Origin of the sequence: Salipiger bermudensis HTCC2601 (genome assembly GCF_000153725.1) — a bacterium.
Taxonomy (GTDB): domain Bacteria; phylum Pseudomonadota; class Alphaproteobacteria; order Rhodobacterales; family Rhodobacteraceae; genus Salipiger; species Salipiger bermudensis.
This window is the reverse complement of record NZ_DS022276.1, coordinates 103909-120620: the sequence shown is the minus strand read 5'-3', so window position 1 is coordinate 120620 and position 16712 is coordinate 103909. Positions and strand designations below refer to the sequence as shown.

General features: G+C 68.9%; 12 protein-coding genes and 1 pseudogene. 12 read left to right on the top strand and 1 reads right to left on the bottom strand.

Annotation, left to right across the window (positions count from 1 at the left end; all coding sequences use genetic code 11):
• Window positions 1–102: 102 nt before the first annotated feature.
• From R2601_RS00495 to R2601_RS00450, 10 genes and pseudogenes are all read left to right on the top strand, one after another.
• Window positions 103–687, top strand: a complete 585-nt coding sequence (locus R2601_RS00495; RefSeq protein ID WP_007791951.1) for an ANTAR domain-containing response regulator — start codon at window positions 103–105, stop codon at window positions 685–687.
• Window positions 684–1859, top strand: a complete 1176-nt coding sequence (locus tag R2601_RS00490) for an ABC transporter substrate-binding protein (protein ID WP_007791949.1) — start codon at window positions 684–686, stop codon at window positions 1857–1859. Before R2601_RS00495 ends, R2601_RS00490 begins: the two co-directional genes overlap by 4 nt.
• Before the next feature lie 281 nt (window positions 1860–2140).
• Window positions 2141–3502 carry a CmpA/NrtA family ABC transporter substrate-binding protein gene (locus tag R2601_RS00485; RefSeq protein WP_007791945.1) on the top strand — a complete coding sequence of 454 codons (1362 nt, stop codon included), beginning with the start codon at window positions 2141–2143 and terminating at the stop codon, window positions 3500–3502.
• 198 nt (window positions 3503–3700) lie between these two features.
• Window positions 3701–4783, top strand: coding sequence for an ABC transporter permease (locus R2601_RS00480; RefSeq protein ID WP_007791942.1), 1083 nt, complete (start codon window positions 3701–3703; stop codon window positions 4781–4783).
• A 136-nt stretch (window positions 4784–4919) separates the two neighbouring features.
• Window positions 4920–6617 (top strand): ABC transporter ATP-binding protein, encoded by a 1698-nt coding sequence (locus R2601_RS00475; RefSeq protein ID WP_007791939.1) that lies wholly within the window; start codon window positions 4920–4922, stop codon window positions 6615–6617.
• Between the two features lie 68 nt (window positions 6618–6685).
• Window positions 6686–7627 carry a GAF domain-containing protein gene (locus R2601_RS00470; protein WP_007791937.1) on the top strand — a complete coding sequence of 314 codons (942 nt, stop codon included), beginning with the start codon at window positions 6686–6688 and terminating at the stop codon, window positions 7625–7627.
• A 14-nt stretch (window positions 7628–7641) separates the two neighbouring features.
• Window positions 7642–10073, top strand: a pseudogene (nirB, locus tag R2601_RS00465) (nitrite reductase large subunit NirB).
• Window positions 10074–10146: 73 nt separating this feature from the next.
• A complete protein-coding gene (nirD, locus tag R2601_RS00460; protein WP_007791928.1) occupies window positions 10147–10479 on the top strand; it encodes a nitrite reductase small subunit NirD in 333 nt (110 codons plus the stop codon).
• On the top strand, window positions 10479–13109 hold the full coding sequence (locus tag R2601_RS00455; RefSeq protein ID WP_007791925.1) for a nitrate reductase: 2631 nt from the start codon (window positions 10479–10481) through the stop codon (window positions 13107–13109). The genes nirD and R2601_RS00455 overlap by 1 nt, the downstream gene beginning before the upstream one ends.
• The gene (locus tag R2601_RS00450) at window positions 13106–14068 is read left to right on the top strand and encodes a glycosyl transferase family protein (RefSeq protein ID WP_007791922.1); all 963 of its coding nucleotides are present in this window, start codon (window positions 13106–13108) and stop codon (window positions 14066–14068) included. Before R2601_RS00455 ends, R2601_RS00450 begins: the two co-directional genes overlap by 4 nt.
• On the opposite strand, the gene R2601_RS00445 is transcribed toward R2601_RS00450, so the two are convergent.
• The gene (locus tag R2601_RS00445; protein ID WP_007791919.1) at window positions 14052–14795 is read right to left on the bottom strand and encodes a maleate cis-trans isomerase family protein; all 744 of its coding nucleotides are present in this window, start codon (window positions 14793–14795) and stop codon (window positions 14052–14054) included. The two genes, R2601_RS00450 and R2601_RS00445, sit on opposite strands and share 17 nt — an antisense overlap.
• A 178-nt stretch (window positions 14796–14973) precedes the next feature.
• Here R2601_RS00445 and R2601_RS00440 point away from each other — a divergent pair, with 178 nt between their 5' ends.
• Together R2601_RS00440 and R2601_RS00435 are read left to right on the top strand one after the other, a co-directional pair.
• Window positions 14974–15564, top strand: coding sequence for an ImuA family protein (locus R2601_RS00440; RefSeq protein ID WP_007791915.1), 591 nt, complete (start codon window positions 14974–14976; stop codon window positions 15562–15564).
• The coding region (locus R2601_RS00435) for a Y-family DNA polymerase (RefSeq protein WP_040544192.1) at window positions 15479–16712 on the top strand (1234 nt) is incomplete at its 3' end. The genes R2601_RS00440 and R2601_RS00435, both read left to right, overlap by 86 nt.

Below are 16712 nucleotides of genomic sequence, written 5' to 3'. Positions count from 1 at the left end.
CAAGGGACCACCGCCCAGAAAACGGGCAAAGCGCCTTTTTCGAGGGCACCACCCCCATCGGCCAGCTTTACTTCCCACCACAACGCTGCTGTTCCTGAGCCCATGAGTGCCTCCCTCTCCATCGTCGTGGTCGAGCCTGACCGCGACCGCGCCATTCTCATCGTGGACAGCCTGCGGGATGCGGGCAGCTACGACATTCACGTCATCTCCGAGCCCACTGGCCTCGCCCGCAAGATCCAGGCGCTGAGCCCGGACGTGGTGCTGATCGACGTGGAAAGCCCGTCGCGCGACACGCTCGAAGAGCTCGCGCTGGCCTCAGGGCCGCTCGACCGGCCCGTGGCGATGTTCGTCGACCGCGACGGCGAGGGACTGACCGACACCGCCATCGAGGCGGGCGTTTCGGCCTACGTGGTCGATGGCATGAAACCGCAGCGGGTGAAGCCGATCATGGACGCCGCCATCGCGCGCTTTCGCATGTTCCAGCGGATGCGCACCGAGTTGGCCGAAACCAAGCGCGCATTGGAAGAGCGCAAGATGATCGACCGCGCCAAGGGTATGCTGATGAAGGCGCGCGGGGTCGATGAGGACGAGGCCTATGCGCTGCTGCGCAAGACCGCGATGGATCAGGGCAAGCGCGTGGCCGAGGTGGCCGCGGCGCTGGTGACGGCGGCGGGGCTTCTGGGATGATCGCTGCGACCCTGTCCGTGGGTTTCCTGCCCCTGATCGATGCCGCGCCGCTGATCGTGGCGCATGAAATGGGCTTTGCCGCCGAGGAGAGCATCGCGCTCGAGCTGCGCCGGGCGCCATCGTGGTCGTCGGTGCGCGACATGCTGAGCTTCGGCCGGGTCGAGGCGGCGCACATGCTCTCGCCGGTCCCTGTGGCGTCGGCGCTGGGGCTCGGTGGAACCGGCACGGCGCTCTCGGCGGTCTCGGTGCTGGGCGTGAACGGCAATGTCATCGGGGTGAGCAACGCGCTGGCCGCACGGCTGCGCGAACATGGCCACGACTTCGCCTTCAATGATGCCCGCACCGCCGGCGAGGCGCTGATCGCCGTAGCCGACCAGCCGCTGCGCCTGGGCGTGCCCTTCCCGTTCTCGATGCATGCGGAGCTGCTCTACTACTGGCTCTCGGCGCTGGGGCTGCCGGCCCCGCAGAGCGTCGACATCCGCACCGTGCCGCCCTCGCTGATGGCCGATGCCATGCAGGCCGGCGAGATCGACGCCTTCTGCGTCGGCGAGCCCTGGGGCTCGATCGCGGTGGAGAACGGCGTCGGCACGCTGCTGCTGCCTGGCAGCGCGATCTGGCGCTTCGCCCCCGAGAAGGTGCTGGCGGTGCGCAGCGACTGGGCGAGCGCCGAGCCTGACCTGCTGGGCCGGTTGATCCGCGCGGTCTGGCGCGCCGGGCGCTGGCTGGCCGAGCCCGGATCGCCGACGCTTGCTGCCGAGCTGCTCAGCCGCAAGGAATATCTCGACCTGCCGGCCGAGATCCTCGACCGGGCGCTGAACGGCCGGCTGGTGATCTCGGCCCAGGGCGAGGAGCGCCACGTGCCGGGCTTCGTCGAGTTCCACCACGGCGCCGCCACCTTCCCGTGGCGCAGCCAGGCGGAGTGGATCGGGTTGCAGCTCGCCGCGCGCACCGGGCTCGACCGGCCCACCGCGGCGCGTGCCGCGCGCGCGGTGTTCCGCAGCGACCTCTTCCGCGAGGCGCTGGCGCCGACCCGGGCCGAGCTGCCCGGCGCTTCGTCGAAGATGGAGGGCGCGCTCTCGGAGGAGACCGCCGTGGCCTCGACATCGGGACGGCTCTTCCTCGGGCCGGATTCGTTCTTCGATGGCCGCATTTTCGAGCCCTCGGCGCACTGACGCCGCCTTTTTATGCAGATGCAGCATCTGAAAATTGACCACCCGGTTAAACATGACCCCAAGGTGACATTTTCAATTGATCGGATCCGGAAGTTGCCGTCATAGAAGGGTCACGAGCAGCGCAATGGCGCGCCGCTCCCGAAATTCTCCCAGCGTTTGGGATATCCGAGCAAAGCCGCTCGACTGCCGCGACCTCCTCCAGAGTCGCGATCAGTCGGCGGCTTTTTTTGTTTTTCTGCCCGGGCGTTTCACCGGGCATCTCCAAGGGACGGAACGGACGAATGAAGAACCTTCTCCTCGCACTTACCGCCACCACGGCGCTCTCCTCTCCCCTGCTCGCGCAGGATCTCGAAAAGGATGAACTGACCTTCGGCTTCATCAAGCTGACCGACATGGCGCCGCTCGCGGTGGCCTACGAGCAGGGCTACTTCCTCGACGAGGGACTGTTCGTGACGCTCGAGGCACAGGCCAACTGGAAGGTTCTGCTCGACGGCGTGATCGGCGGCCAGCTCGACGGCGCCCACATGCTGGCCGGGCAGCCGCTCGCCGCCACCATCGGCTACGGCACCGAGGCGCATATCATCACGCCCTTCTCGATGGATCTGAACGGCAACGGCATCACCGTCAGCAATGCCGTCTGGGAAGAGATGAAGCCCAACATCCCGACCAACGAAGACGGCCTTCCGCAGCACCCGATCTCGGCCGAGGCGCTGGCGCCGGTGGTCGAGAAGTACCGCTCCGAGGGCAAGCCCTTCAACATGGGTATGGTGTTCCCGGTCTCGACCCACAATTACGAGCTGCGCTACTGGCTCGCCGCCGGTGGTCTCGAGCCCGGCTACTACTCGCCCGAGAACGTCACCGGCCAGATCGGCGCCGATGTTCTGCTCTCGGTCACCCCGCCGCCGCAGATGCCCGCCACCCTCGAGGCCGGCACGATCTACGGCTACTGCGTCGGTGAGCCGTGGAACCAGGCGGCGGTGTTCAAGGGCATCGGCGTGCCGGTGATCACCGATTACGAGCTCTGGAAGAACAACCCCGAGAAGGTCTTCGGCATCACCGCCGATTTCGCGGAAGAGAACCCCAACACCACCAAGGCCGTGGTCAAGGCGCTGATCCGCGCCGCCATGTGGCTTGACGAGAACGACAACGCCAACCGCATGGAAGCGGTCGAGATGCTGTCGCAGCCGGAATACGTGGGCGCCGATGCCGAGGTGATCGCCAACTCGATGACCGGCACCTTCGAATACGAGAAGGGCGACAAGCGCGAGGTTCCCGACTTCAACGTGTTCTTCCGCTACAACGCCACCTACCCGTTCTACTCCGACGCGGTCTGGTACCTGACCCAGATGCGCCGCTGGGGCCAGATCGCCGAGGCCAAGCCGGATAGCTGGTACGACGAGGTCGCCAAGTCGGTCTACAAGCCCGAGATCTACCTCGAGGCCGCTCGCGCGCTGGTCGACGAGGGTCTCGCCAACGAGGCTGATTTCCCCTGGGACAGCGACGGCTACAAGGACGCGACCCCGGCTGCCGACATCATCGACGGCATCCCCTATGACGGCCGCACCCCCAACGGCTATCTCGAGAGCCTGCCGATCGGCCTGAAAGGTGAGCAGAAGGTCGTGGGCAACGAGATCCAGGGCTGATTTCCCTTCGGGGATGTGCCCTCCGGGCGCACCCTGAGGAAACGGCAAATGCATGGCGGACGCACCTCCCGGGTGCCTCCGCCACCTCCTCCCGAGACAGCTTCCGAGACAGACTGCGGGACGGTGGGTGGGGCGATGCGCCCCCGGCGCGAGCGCCGCTCACCGGACCGATCCATCCAACCGCCGAGGACTCCTCAGATGACAACCGTCGATCCAGACTACGCCCGTGAGGCCGAGCGCGAAGCCCGCCGGGCGCGCCTCTTCACCCGCATCAACAAGGCCGACGCCTGGTTCCGCGTCCTCGGCCTCGCATGGATCACCCCGATCCTGAAAGCCGCCGCCGGCGACAACCCCAAGGCCCAGATGAAGGACATCTGGCTGCTGCTGGGCGTGCCGCTTCTGGCCATCGCGGGCTTCCTGCTGCTCTGGGGCACGCTGGCGCCCAAGGTGCAGACCTCGCTCGGCGCGGTCCCGGGTCCGGCGCAGGTCTGGCACGAGGCGGTGCTCCTGCACGAGGACGCGCAGGCCAAGGCCGCCAAGAAGGCCAAGTTCGAGACCATGGTGGCGGCGCGCAACGAGAAGCTCATCGCCGCGGGCAAGGCCGACCAGGTCAAGGACATCGCCTATACCGGCGCGCCGAGCTATTACGAGCAGATCTGGACCTCGATCAAGACGGTGTTCTTCGGCTTCCTGATCGGCTCCTGCGTGGCGATCCCTCTGGGCATTCTCGCCGGCCTCTCTCCTTACGCCAACTCGGCCATCAACCCGCTTGTGCAGATCTTCAAGCCGGTCTCGCCGCTGGCCTGGCTGCCCATCGTGACGATGATCATCTCCGCCGCGGTGGCCACCAATGACGGGCTGTTCTCCAAGTCCTTCCTGATCTCGGCGATCACCGTGACGCTGTGCTCGCTGTGGCCGACCCTGATCAACACCGCGCTCGGCGTGGCCTCGATCGACAAGGATCTGGTCAACGTCTCCAAGGTGCTCAAGATGAACACCTGGACCAAGATCACCAAGCTGGTGCTGCCCTCGGCCCTGCCGCTGATCTTCACCGGCCTGCGCCTGTCGCTCGGGGTTGGCTGGATGGTGCTGATCGCCGCCGAGATGCTGGCCCAGAACCCCGGCCTCGGAAAGTTCGTCTGGGACGAGTTCCAGAACGGCTCCTCCTCGTCGCTCGCCAAGATCATGGTCGCGGTGTTCACCATCGGCATCATCGGCTTCCTGCTCGATCGCGTGATGTTCGCCCTGCAATCGCTCTTCACCTTCTCGAACAACCGCTGAACCGGGCCGGTCAGGAGACCACCAGCGCTCAGGTAGCGAAGCGATAGCGCAAGCAAGCCAGCGCTCAAGCAGCCAAGCGGTAGCGCGAACAAACCAGCGCTCAAGTCGCGAAGCGATCGCGCGAAAGGACAAATCCATGAGCATTCTCAAGTTCGAAAACGTCTCGAAAAGCTTCGGCGAAGGCACCCACAAGACCGATGTGCTGAAAGGCATCGACCTCGAGGTCCGGGAGGGCGAGTTCCTCGTGCTCCTGGGCTTCTCCGGCAGCGGCAAGACCACGCTGATCAACCTGATGGCCGGGCTCGAAAAGCCCTCCAAGGGCCGCGTCACCTTCAAGGGCGCCGAGATCGAGGGCCCCGGCCCCGAGCGCGGCGTGATCTTCCAGAACTATTCGCTGATGCCGTGGCTCACGGTGAACGGCAACGTGCAGCTCGCGCTCGACAGCGTCTTCCCCAAGATGCCCAAGGCCGAGAAGGAGGCCACCGTCGCCAAGTACGTCAAGATGGTCGGGCTCAGCCACGCCACCACGCGGCGTCCGGCCGAGCTCTCGGGCGGCATGCGCCAGCGCGTCAACGTCGCCCGCGCGCTGGCCATGAGCCCCGAAGTGCTGCTGCTCGACGAGCCGCTCTCGGCGCTCGACGCGCTGACCCGCGCCAATCTCGCCGACGAGATCGAGCAGATCTGGGAGCAGGACAAGAAGACCTGCGTGCTGATCACCAACGATGTCGACGAGGCGATCATGCTGGCCGACCGCATCATCGCGCTGAACCCCGACGGCACGCTCGGCACCGAGTTCCCGGTGAGCATTCCGCGCCCGCGCGATCGTGGCGAGATGAACCATGACGAGACCTTCAAGCGCCTGCGCGCCGAGGTCACCACCTACCTGATGGACGTGGGCATCGAGGCCAAGACCGAGGGCAGCCGCAACCTGCCCGACGTGACCCCGATCCACGGCATCGCGGCAGACGTTCCGGCAGCGGTCGCCAAGGCGCAGGAAGGCATGATCGAGGAGCGCTTCCTCGACTTCTCGCAGCTGCACAAGATCTACCCCACCCCCAAGGGCCCGCTCACGGTGGTCGAGGACTTCAACCTCAAGGTCAACAAGGGCGAGTTCATCTCGCTGATCGGCCATTCGGGCTGCGGCAAGTCCACCGTGCTGACCATGGCAGCCGGCCTCAACAGCATCTCCAAGGGCGGCATCCGTCTTGATGGCCGCCATGTCGAGGGCGCCGACCCCGAGCGTGCGGTGGTGTTCCAGTCGCCCAACCTGTTCCCGTGGCTCACCGCCCGCGAGAACTGCGCCATCGGGGTCGACAAGGTCTATCCCAAGGCCTCCCAGGCCGAGCGCCAGGAGGTGGTCGAGTACTATCTCGAGCGCGTCGGCCTCGCCGATGCGATGGACAAGGGTGCTGCCGACATGTCGAACGGCATGAAGCAGCGCGTCGGCATCGCCCGCGCCTTTGCCCTCTCGCCCAAGCTGCTGCTGCTCGACGAGCCCTTCGGGATGCTCGACAGCCTCACCCGCTGGGAGTTGCAGGAGGTGCTGATGGAGGTCTGGTCACGCACCAAGGTGACCGCGATCTGCGTCACCCACGATGTCGACGAGGCGATCCTGCTGGCCGACCGCGTGGTGATGATGACCAACGGCCCGCAGGCCACCATCGGCAAGATCGTCGATGTCGACCTGCCCCGCCCCCGCACCCGCAAGGCGCTGCTCGAGCACCCGGATTACTACCTCTACCGCGAGCAGGTGCTGAACTTCCTCGAGGAGTACGAGCACGGCAAACACGGCAAGTCCGAGGCCAAGACCGAGAAGAAGAAGAAAGCCGCCTGAAAGGCAGGCGCTCCCGCGTGATGCCGGGGCGCGACAGATGCAAACCTCTAGGACAAGGGGGCACGATCATGGACACCGTTCTTGACGCACCCGTGAAGACCTTCATCCAGGTCACCGAGATCTGGGTGCCCGAGGGGGACCGGCTGGTCCTCGCCACGGGCAACTACGGCGCGCTTTCGGCCTTCGAGGAGGCCACCCGCGCGATCAGCTTCGCCAAGGGCGAAGGCCTGCCGGGCAAGGCCTGGGCCGAGGAGCGCCCGGTGGTGCTCAAGGGCTTCGACGGCTCGTATTTCAAGCGCATCGAGGCCGCCGCCGAAGCCGGGCTGACCTCGGCAGTGGCAATCCCGGTGTTCAACGACGCCCAGCTCAAGGCGGTTCTCGTGGTGCTCTGCGGTGATGATGAAAACCGCACCGGCGCCATCGAGGTCTGGCACGAGGAAGACGGTCTCTTGATGCTGGATGATGGCTATTATGGCGCCGCCAAGCATTTCGAATGGGTCTCCCAGCACACGCATTTCCCGCGCGGCCAGGGCCTGCCGGGGGGCGTCTGGTCGGCCAGCACGCCGATGCTGTTCCGCGATCTCGGCTCCGGCTACCGCTTCATCCGCGCCGACAGCGCCGGCAAGGCGGGGCTGACCACCGGGCTCGGCCTGCCGATCCCGGTGCCGCAGGACAAGAGCTTCGTGCTCACCCTGCTCTCGGCCCGCGGCACGCCGATCGCGCGCCGTTTCGAGATCTGGGACTCGCGCCCGGTCAAGGTCGGCCGCGAGATCGCCGCGATCCTCGCCGACGGCATCTGCGAGCGCGAGGGCCCGCTCTGGACCGACGACACGCAGGAGCCGCCGCGCCGGGTCAACGCCAACCAGGGCAATATCGGCAAGGTGCTCGCCACCGGCCTGCCGTTGATCGTCACCGGCAAGCCGGGCCTCACCGAGGGTTACGAAACCCTCGTCGCCCTGCCGATCTTTGATGCGGGCGAGATCGCCCACATCGTCGCATGGTACGTCTGAGAGGAGCCGCAGAGATGCAGAAACTCGTCGTCATCGGAGCAGGCATGGCCTCTGGCCGACTGCTCGAACACCTGCTCGACGCCGATCCCGGCGCCTTCGAGATCACGCTCTTCAACGCCGAACCGCGCGGCAACTACAACCGCATCATGCTCTCGCCAGTGCTCTCGGGCGAAAAGAGCTTTGCCGAGATCGTCACCCATGATGACGACTGGTACGGCGCCACAAGGTCGCCTGCCGGTTCGGCGAAAAGGTCCTGAGCGTCGATACCGCGCGCAAGGTCGTGGTCGGCGAGAAGGGCGAAGTGGCCTATGACAAGCTGGTCTTCGGCACCGGGTCCTCGGCCTTCATCATTCCCTGCCCCGGCCATGACCTGCCCGGCGTCGTGGCCTTCCGCGACCTCGAGGACACCACCGCGATGACCGAGGCCGCCGGCAAACCCGGCTCCAAGGCCGTGGTCATCGGTGGCGGCCTGCTCGGGCTCGAGGCGGCGGCGGCGCTGCGGCTGCGCGGCATGGAGGTCACGGTGCTGCACATCGCCTCGCACCTGATGGAGCGCCAGCTCGATCCGGCGGCGGGCTACCTGCTGAAGAAGGATCTCGAGCGCCGCGGCATCACCGTGCTGCTCGAAGCCTCGACCAAGGAGATCGTGGGCAACGGCAAGGCCGAGCAGGTCAACCTCGCCGACGGCACCGAGCTGCCCTGCGACATCGTCTGCATGGCGGTGGGCATCCGCCCGGCGGTGAAGCTGGCGCAGGACAGCGGCATCGCCTGCGGCCGCGCCATCAAGGTCGACGCGCAGATGCGCACCGAGACGCCGGATGTCTTTGCCGTGGGCGAATGCGTCGAGTATGAGGGCAACCTCTTCGGCCTCGTGGCACCGCTCTACGATCAGGCCAAGGTTCTGGCCAAGACGCTGCTCGGCGAAGAAGAGACCTTCGCCATGCGCGAGCTCTCGACCAAGCTCAAGGTCACCGGCTGCGACCTGTTCTCGGCGGGCGATTTCGCCGACGGCCCGGGTCGCGAGGACATCGTCTATCGTGACCCCGCCCGAGGCATCTACAAGCGCCTCGTGATCGAGGAGGACAAGCTGGTCGGCGCGGTGATGTATGGCGACACCGCCGACGGCAACTGGTTCTTCGGGCTGATCAAGGATGGCACAGACATCTCGGAGATGCGCGAGACGCTGATCTTCGGGCCGTCCTATCAGGGGGGTGCATCCGCGGACCCTCTGTCAGCCGTTGCAGCATTGCCGCCTGAGGCGGAGATCTGCGGCTGCAACGGCGTATGCAAGGGCGATATCGTGGCCGCCATCGAAGGCGGCGCCACCGATCTCGGGGCGATCAAGGCCACCACCAAGGCCAGCGCGTCGTGCGGCACCTGCACCGGGCTCGTCGAGCAGGTGCTCTCGGTCACGCTGGGCGACGAGTTCGTGCTGCCCACGGCGCAGCCGGTCTGCGGCTGCACCGACCTCACCCATGAGGACGTGCGCCGCCTGATCAAGGCGCAGGAGCTGAAATCGCAGGAGGCGGTCTGGCAGGAGCTGGGCTGGAAGACCCGCAATGGCTGCCATGTCTGCCGCCCGGCGATCAACTTCTACCTGCTGGCGGACTGGCCGCTCGACTATACCGACGATCCGCAAAGCCGCTTCGTCAACGAGCGCAACCACGCCAACATCCAGAAGGACGGCACCTATAGCGTGATGCCGCGCATGTGGGGCGGCATGACCACCCCGCAGGAGCTGATCGCCATCGCGCAGGCGGCGGAGAAATACGGCGCCACCGTCAAGGTCACCGGCGGCCAGCGCATCGACCTTCTGGGCGTCAAGAAAGAGGATCTGCCGGCGATCTGGCACGATCTCAACGAGGCCGGCATGGTCTCGGGCCACGCCTATACCAAGGGTCTGCGCACGGTGAAGACCTGCGTCGGCTCCGACTGGTGCCGCTTCGGCACGCAGGACAGCACCGGGCTCGGCATCAAGCTCGAGAAGAAGCTCTGGGGGTCGTGGACGCCGCACAAGGTCAAGCTCGGCGTCTCGGGCTGCCCGCGCAACTGCGCCGAAGCGACCTGCAAGGATGTCGGCATCATCTGCGTCGACAGCGGCTACCAGATCGGCGTCGCCGGTGCCGCCGGCATGGACGTGAAAGAGACCGAACGCCTCGTCGACGTGCCCACCGAAGAGGCGGCGATCGAGTGGACCACCGCCTTCGTGCAGCTCTACCGCGAGCACGCCAAGTATCTCGACCGGCCCTACAAGTGGGTCGCCAAGGTCGGGCTCGACTGGGTCAAGGAGGTGCTCTCCGACGAGACCGAGCGCCGGGCGCTGGTCGAGCGTTTCGACGTCTCGCAAAGCGTCTACCAGACCGATCCCTGGGCGGAGCGGGCAGAGCCGGAGGCCGCGCGCCGCTTCCAGCCGCTTGCCGACCTCACCCTGAAGGCGGCGGAATGAGCGCCGCCCCTCGCCAAGATTGCCGCCCCGGCCTTCGGGGCGGCTCCCCCATCTCGCAAGCGGAGACAGGCCAATGAGCTGGATCGACATCGGACATATCGACGACGTGCCGCTGCGCGGCGCCCGGCTGGTCAGGACGGAGGTCGGCTGCGTGGCGATCTTCCGCACCGACACCGCCGAGGTGTTTGCCGCCTCGAACACCTGCCCGCACAAGCAGGGCCCGCTCTCGGAGGGCATCGTGCACGGCCAGAAGGTCACCTGCCCGCTGCACAACTGGGTGTTCGACCTCAACACCGGCGAGGCGCAGGGCGCCGACGAGGGCCGCATCGACACCTACCCGGTACGGCTCGAGGACGGGCGCATCCTGCTCGACGGCGCGGCGGTCTCCCGGCGGAGTGCGGCGTGATGAAAGACCAGGGCGTTTCCGAGATCTGTTCGACCTGCCCCTATTGCGGGGTGGGATGCGGGGTGCGCCTGCTGGCCGACGGCCAGGGCGGGCTGACGGTACGGGGCGACCCGGAGCACCCGGCGAATTTCGGAAAGCTCTGCTCCAAGGGCTCGGCCCTTGGCGAGACCGTGGGGCTGGAAGGGCGCCTGCTCTCTCCCCGCGTGCACGGCCGCGAGGCGAACTGGGACGAGGCGCTCGATCTCGTCGCCCAGCGCTTTCGCGAGACCATCGAGCAGCACGGGCCGGAGAGCGTGGGCTTCTACGTCTCCGGCCAACTGCTGACCGAGGATTACTACGTCGCCAACAAGCTGATGAAGGGCTATGTCGGCGCCGCCAATATCGACACCAACTCGCGGCTCTGCATGGCGTCGTCGGTGGCCGGCCACCGCCGCGCCTTCGGCACCGACACCGTGCCCGGGACCTACGAGGATCTTGAGGAGGCCGACCTGATCGTGCTGGTGGGCTCGAACCTCGCGTGGTGCCACCCGGTGCTCTACCAGCGCATCCTCGCGGCGCGGAAGGCGCGCGGCACCAAGCTCGTGGTCATCGACCCGCGCCGCACCGCCTCCTGCGATGGCGCCGACATGCATCTCGCGCTCAAGGCCGGCACCGATGCGGCGCTGTTCAACGGGCTGCTCTGCGCCATCCACGAGGCCGGCGCGCTCGACAAGGAATTCCTCGCCACCGTGCAGGGCTTCAACGAGGCGCTGATCGCCGCCTCGAGCGACCGCGACACCGTCACCGGGCTGTCGGAGGCGCAACTCGCGGCGTTCTACAAGCTCTGGATCGGCACCGGAAAGGTGGTCACCGTCTATTCGCAGGGCGTGAACCAGTCCACCTCGGGCAGCGACAAGGTCAACGCCATCCTCAACTGCCACCTCGCCACGGGCCGCATCGGCACCCCCGGCTGCGGGCCGTTCTCGATCACCGGCCAGCCCAACGCCATGGGCGGGCGCGAGGTCGGTGGGCTGGCCAACATGCTGGCCTGTCACCTCGACATCGAGAACGCCGACCACCGCGCCGCGGTGCATGAATTCTGGGACAGCCCGCGCATGGCCGACGCGCCGGGGCTCAAGGCGGTGGACCTGTTCCGCGCCGCCGGCGACGGCCGCATCAAGGCGCTGTGGATCATCCACACCAACCCCGCCGTCACCATGCCCGATGCCGATGCGGTCACCAAGGCGATCGCCGATTGCGATTTCGTCGTGGTCTCGGACATCACCGCCGCCACCGACACCGCCCGGCTGGCCCATGTGCTGCTGCCCGCCTCGGCCTGGGCCGAGAAGGAGGGCACGGTCACCAACTCCGACCGCACCATCAGCCGCCAGCGCGCCGCGCTGCCGGCGCCCGGCGTGGCGCGGCCCGACTGGGAGATCCTCGCCGAGGTCGGCCGCCGCATGGGCTGGCGCGAGGCGTTCGACTATGCCTGCCCGGCCGAGATCTTCCGCGAATACGCAGCCCTTTCAGGGCTTGCCGGCACGCTCGGGCGCGATTTCGACATCTCCGCCAAGGCCGAGCTCAGCGACAGCGCATACATGGCGATGGCGCCCTTCCGCTGGCCTGCCAGCGCCACCCGCAACGGCGGCCGCTTCTTCGCCGACGGGCGTTTCTACCACCCCGACGGCAAGGCCCGGATGCTGCCGATCCGCTATCGCCCCCCGGCGTCCGAGCCCTGCACCGAGTTTCCCTTCCGGCTCAACACCGGGCGCATCCGCGACCAGTGGCATACCATGACCCGCACCGCCCGCTCACCGCGGCTGGCCGCCCATCTCGCAGAGCCCTTCCTCGAGATCCACCCCGAGGATGCGCGCCGCCTCGGCATCGCGCCCGCCGATCTGGTGCGGCTCGAGAACCCGCAGGGCAAGGCGATCCTGCGGGCGCGGATCACCGATGCGGTGGCGCCGGGCGACGTGTTTGCGCCGATGCACTGGACCGGCGAAACCGCGCCCTCGGCCCGGATCGACGCGCTGGTCGCCGCCAACACCGACCCGGTCTCGGGCCAGCCCGAGAGCAAGGCCAGCACCACGGCGGTGGCACGCTTCGACGCGGCATGGTACGGCTATGCCGTGTCCGCCACCGAGATCACCCCCACCGCCGATTACTGGGCCCGCGCCTGCACCCGTGCGGGCTGGCGCGCCGAGCTGGCCGCCGCAGCCCAGCCCGAGGACTGGGAGGCCGAGGCGCGCGCGCTCTTCGGCCTGCCCGACGCGCCCTGCCAGACCGTGATCGACGCCCGGCGCGGCGTTGCCCGCATCGCCTTCCACGACGGCGACCGGCTGATCGCGGCGCTCTTCGCCGGCCCCGAACCGGTGGCGCTCAAGCGCGACTTCCTCGCCACCCTGCCCGGCACCGAGGCCCCCGACGCCCTTACCGGCCAGCCGCCCGCCGACCGCCCCGATCCCGGCCCGCTGGTGTGCTCGTGCTTCAATGTCGGGCTCAACACCATCGTCGCCGCCATCGAGACGCAAGGGCTGCTCAGCGTCGAACAGATCGGCGCGGCGCTGGAGGCGGGAACCAATTGCGGTTCCTGCCGGCCCGAGCTGGCCTCGATCCTCGCCGCGGCACAGGCGAAGGTGGCCGCGGAATGACGCTTGGCGCCCATGTCCGCACGCTGGGGCGCGGCCCCGGACGGTCGCGCTCGCTCAGCCGCGAGGAAGCGGTCGATGCGATGCAGCTCATGCTCTCGGGCGAGGCCGATCCCCATGCCATCGGCGCGCTCCTGATGCTGATGCGGATGAAGGGCGAGACCGCCGACGAGATCGCGGGCTTCGCGCATGCGGCGCAGCAGAGCCTTCCGGCCCTGCCCCGCCCGGCGCTCGACTGGCCTTCCTATGCCGCCGGCCGCACCCGCGGCCTGCCGTGGTTCCTGCTCTCGGCGCGGCTGGTGGCCGATGCCGGGCACCCGGTGCTGATGCATGGCTGGAACGGCGCCGACGCGGCGGTGCGCAACGGGCTCGCCGCCGCCGGCATCCCGGTGGCCGAGGGGCCCACCGAGGCCTCCACTCTCATGGAGCAACACGGCATCGCCTACCTGCCGCTCGAGCATCTTTCTGCGGCGCTCTTCCGCCTGCTGAGATTGCGCGACGTGCTGCACCTGCGCTCCTGCGTGAACACCGTCTGCCGGATGCTCAACCCGGCGCGGGCCAGCGTCTCTGTGCAGGGCGTGTTCCACCCGCCCTATCGCCTGCTGCAGGCCGATGCGGGCGCCATTCTCGGGCTCGACGCGCTCACCGTGATCAAGGGCGGCGGCGGCGAGTTCGAACGTCACCCAGCCAAGGCGATCGCCGGCTTCGGCCTGCGCGAGGGCGCCGCGTGGGAGACAAGCTTTCCTGCCCTGCTGCCCGAGGCCACCCGTCGCCTTGATGATGGCGAGAGCGATCCGGCGCTGCTCGGCGCGCTTTGGGCGGGTGAGCGCGACGATCCCTTCGCCGAGGCCGTGGTGCTGGGCACCGCCGCGCTGGCGCTCGACACGCTGGGTCAGAATGCGCCCCTCGAGAGCGCCCGCCAGCTCTGGCAGGCGCGCCGCGCCGTCACCGCGTCTGCATGAAAAGCCGCCCCGGCGCCCGCTTCGGCGCCGCGATCCCTGCCAGCCTCATCATGTGCCACGCCAGCACCTGGTTGCTCGACAGCACCGGCAGTCCCAGCTCTGCCTCGAGCGCGGGAATCACCGACAGGGTGCGCAGGTTGGTGCAGGACAGGAACAGCCCGTCGAGCGGCGCCTCCCCGGCCAGCCGCATCGCGGCGTCGCGCAGGCTCTGCGGCCCGATCCGCGCCACCCGGGCCTCTTCCGGCACCTCGAAACTGGCAAAGACCGGCGTCTCGATCCGCGCCTCGGCCAGCACCGCGCGCAGCCGCCCCGAGACCTCGGCCACGTAGGGCGAGATCAGCCCCAGCCGGCGCACCCCCAGCGCCGCGCAGGCGGCGATCAGTGCCGAGACCGGCTCGGTCACCACATCCGCCTCCACCGCCGCGCGGATCTGCGCCGCCACGTGGGGCGCGCCGATCTGCGCCGTGCCCGAGGTGCAGGCATAGCCCACCGCCGAGAACCGCGCCCAGGGCGGGAACAGTGCCGCCGCCTGGCCCAGATGGCCCTCCATCTCGGCCAGCGTCTCGGGGGTGACCTCGGCGCCCGAGGGCACGCGGGTGACGAGCAGATTGCCGCGCTGCGGGATCAGGCGGCGCATGTCGGCCTCGACGCTCTCGTCCGATTGCAGCACCACGAGCCCCAGCGCCGGACGCGCCGGACCAAGGCGGTAGGGCAGCGGCGCGCTCATCGGCGGCCTGCCACGGAGAGGGAAATGATCATCATGGCGACAGTGGCGCACCGCGCGCGGCTTGCGTCAATCGCGACGCGGCCCGTGGCAGCGCCAGTCCGCAGGATCTGCCCGCTTTCCACGCTTTGTCGGCGCAGGGATCTTGGCCCGCCCCGGCCCGACCCTGTATCCTGACCCCATGCCCGCGAATCTGTTCGACAGCTTCCCCCTGCGTCCCGCCCGCGTCCACGAGGTCTGCGGCCCCGGCGCCAGCAGCTTCGCCGCGATCCTCGCGGCGCAGGGCGCGGGCCCGGTGCTCTGGGTGCGCCCGGGCTGGAGCGCGGAGATGCTGACCCCGCAGGGCCTGTCACCGTTCTTCGATCCCTCCCGGCTGCTGATCGCCGAGGCGCCCTCGCCCACCGATGCGCTGGCGGTCACCGAGGAGGCGCTGCGCGACGGCGCGGTGCCGCTGGTGGTGACCGAGATCACCAAGCCGCTCGACCTGCGCCAGGGCCGCCGCCTGCAGCTTGCCGCGAAAAGCGGCGGCAGCACCGGGCTCTGCCTGATCCCCGAGGGCATGGGCAGCAACGCCGCCGAGACCCGCTGGCGCGCCGCCCCGCGGCTGGCCTCCGAAGAGGAGGCGGACTCGACAGCGCTGCGTTGGGAAATTATAAAGAACAAATCAGGAACACTGGGAGCCTGGGATGTTCTTTGGACAGACACGGCGCATCGTCTCCATGTGGTTTCCCCGGTTGCCGAGCGACCGGGTTCTGCGTGCGCGTCCGGTTGAGGCGCCCTTTGCGCTGGTGCAGACTCAGGCCAATGCCGAGCGGCTGTTCTGCCTGAACCCGCGGGCCGAGGCCGAGGGGCTGCATCGCGGCATGGCGCTGGCGGATGCGCGGATCTACTGCCCGGCGCTGCTCACTGCGCCGGCCGAACCGGGGCACGACGGGCGCTTTCTCGCGGCGCTGCGGCGCTGGGCCACGCGCTACTGCCCCTGGGTCGGGATCGACGGCGCGGACGGGCTGGTGCTGGATGTCACCGGCGCCACCCATCTGCATGGTGGCGAGGCGATGATGCTGGCCGACATGCGCGCCCGCGCCGCCCGCGCCGGGCTGGCGCTGCGGCTGGGGCTGGCCGACAGCCGCGGCGGCGCCTGGGCGCTGGCGCGCTTCGGCGAGGGGGTGGCGCCGGCGGGCGATCCGCTGGCCGCGCTCGGACCGCTGCCGGTGGCGGCGCTCCGGCTCGAGCCCGAGGTGGTGACGGCGCTGCAGCGGCTCGGGCTGCGCACGATCGGCGATCTCGCCGCCAGCCCGCGCCCGCCGCTGACCCGGCGCTTCGGGCCCGCCCTGCTGGCCCGGCTCGACCAAGCGCTGGGCGCGATGCCCGAGCCGGTCACCCCCACCGCCGAGCCGCCGCATTACGGCATTCGCCTGAGCCTGCCCGAGCCCATCGGCCTCACCGAGGACGTGATGGCCGGCACCGAGCGCCTGCTCGAGCGGCTCTGCGCCCGGCTTCTGGCGCAGGAGACCGGCGCGCGGGTGCTCGAGCTGAGCCTGCGCCGGGTCGATGGCGGCGCGGCCCGGGTCGAGCTGCGGCTGGCGAGCCCGATGCGCGAGGCGGGCCGCATCCTGCCGCTGTTCCGCCGCGGCGTGGAGGCCGCCGAGGCCGGCTTCGGCATCGACCAGCTGCGGCTCGAGGCAGTGGTGGTCGAGGATCTGCCGGTGCAACAGCTGGGCGGGCCGGTGGCGGCGCGCGGGGCGGCGCCCGAGGGCCCGGCGCTCGACGATCTGGTGACCCGCATCGGCACCCGCATCGGGCTCGAGAACATCCGCCGCCTGCTACCCGCCGACAGCCACATCCCCGAGCGCGCCTTCCTCGTCGCCCCCGCCGCCTTCTCCGCCCCGGCCACCGGCGGCTGGCCGTCTCCCCGCCCGC

Excerpts from the sequence above, each read along its gene's own strand:
- R2601_RS00495 (WP_007791951.1), top strand. The coding sequence starts at position 103 with ATGAGTGCCTCCCTCTCCATCGTCGTGGTCGAGCCTGACCGCGACCGC.
- R2601_RS00490 (WP_007791949.1), top strand. The coding sequence starts at position 684 with ATGATCGCTGCGACCCTGTCCGTGGGTTTCCTGCCCCTGATCGATGCC.
- R2601_RS00485 (WP_007791945.1), top strand. The coding sequence starts at position 2,141 with ATGAAGAACCTTCTCCTCGCACTTACCGCCACCACGGCGCTCTCCTCT.
- R2601_RS00480 (WP_007791942.1), top strand. The coding sequence starts at position 3,701 with ATGACAACCGTCGATCCAGACTACGCCCGTGAGGCCGAGCGCGAAGCC.
- R2601_RS00475 (WP_007791939.1), top strand. The coding sequence starts at position 4,920 with ATGAGCATTCTCAAGTTCGAAAACGTCTCGAAAAGCTTCGGCGAAGGC.
- R2601_RS00470 (WP_007791937.1), top strand. The coding sequence starts at position 6,686 with ATGGACACCGTTCTTGACGCACCCGTGAAGACCTTCATCCAGGTCACC.
- nirD (WP_007791928.1), top strand. The coding sequence starts at position 10,147 with ATGAGCTGGATCGACATCGGACATATCGACGACGTGCCGCTGCGCGGC.
- R2601_RS00455 (WP_007791925.1), top strand. The coding sequence starts at position 10,479 with ATGAAAGACCAGGGCGTTTCCGAGATCTGTTCGACCTGCCCCTATTGC.
- R2601_RS00450 (WP_007791922.1), top strand. The coding sequence starts at position 13,106 with ATGACGCTTGGCGCCCATGTCCGCACGCTGGGGCGCGGCCCCGGACGG.
- R2601_RS00445 (WP_007791919.1), bottom strand. The coding sequence starts at position 14,795 with ATGAGCGCGCCGCTGCCCTACCGCCTTGGTCCGGCGCGTCCGGCGCTG.
- R2601_RS00440 (WP_007791915.1), top strand. The coding sequence starts at position 14,974 with ATGCCCGCGAATCTGTTCGACAGCTTCCCCCTGCGTCCCGCCCGCGTC.